General features: G+C 70.3%; 1 protein-coding gene. It reads right to left on the minus strand.

The window, feature by feature from the left end; all coding sequences use genetic code 11:
• The coding region (gene glmS / locus AC2VON_RS00025; protein ID WP_486951107.1) for a glutamine--fructose-6-phosphate transaminase (isomerizing) at positions 1–1146 on the minus strand (1146 nt) is incomplete at both ends.

Consider the following 1146-nt stretch of genomic DNA (forward strand, 5'->3'; position numbering starts at 1 on the left):
GATCGGGCCGTGCTTGAGCTCGCCGGCGGCGAAGCCCTCGGCGTGCATGTAGGCCAGCTCCTTGAGCTTGAGCGCGCCTTCCAGCGCCACCGGATAACCGACGTGGCGGCCCAAGAACAACACCGCCGGCGAGCGAGCGAACCGGTGTGCCAGCGCGGTCACCGAACCGACACCGTCGAGCACCCGGGCCACCAGCGCGGGCATCGACTCCAGCTCGCGGTACTCGCGCTGCACCTCGTCGGGGTATTTCGTGCCGCGGGCCTGCGCCAGCGCCAGGCCGACCAGGTAGTTCGCCGCGATCTGGGCCAGAAACGTCTTCGTCGACGCCACCCCGATCTCCGGGCCGGCACGGGTGTAGAGCACCGCGTCGGATTCCCGCGGGATCTGGGCACCGTTGGTGTTGCAGATGGCCAGCACCTTGGCTTTCTGCTCCTTGGCGTGGCGCACCGCCTCCAAGGTGTCGGCGGTCTCACCGGACTGGCTGATCGCCACCACCAGCGTGCCGCGGTCCAGCACCGGGTCGCGGTAGCGGAACTCACTGGCCAGCTCGACCTCCACCGGCAGCCGGGTCCAGTGCTCGATGGCGTACTTGGCCAGCAGGCCGGAGTGATAGGCGGTGCCGCAGGCCACCACGAACACCTTGTCGATCTCGCGCAGCTCGCCGTCGGAGAGCCGCTGCTCGTCGAGCACGATCCGGCCGTCGGCGAAATGCCCCAGCAGGGTGTCGGCCACCGCGGCGGGCTGCTCGGCGATCTCCTTGAGCATGAAGTACTCATAGCCGCCCTTCTCGGCGGCGCCCAGGTCCCAGTCGATGTGGAAAGCACGAGCGCCGGCGGTCGTCTCGTTGCCGTGAAAGTCGGTGACCCGATAGCCCTCGGCGGTCAGCACCACCACCTGGTCCTGGCCCAGCTCGACCGCGTCGCGGGTGTGGCCGATGAACGCGGCCACGTCGGAGCCGACGAACATCTCGCCCGACCCGCTCTGGCCGATGCCGATCACCAGCGGGGTGGACCGGCGGGCGGCGACGATGGTGCCGGGCTGGTCGGCGCTGGCGAACACCAGGGTGAAGTGGCCCTCCAGCCGGCGCAGCACCGCCAGCGCCGACGCCACGAAGTCGCCGGCGGTGTCGCCGCGGCGGTACTGGCG

The organism is Mycobacterium sp. TH-M82 (assembly GCF_057473605.1).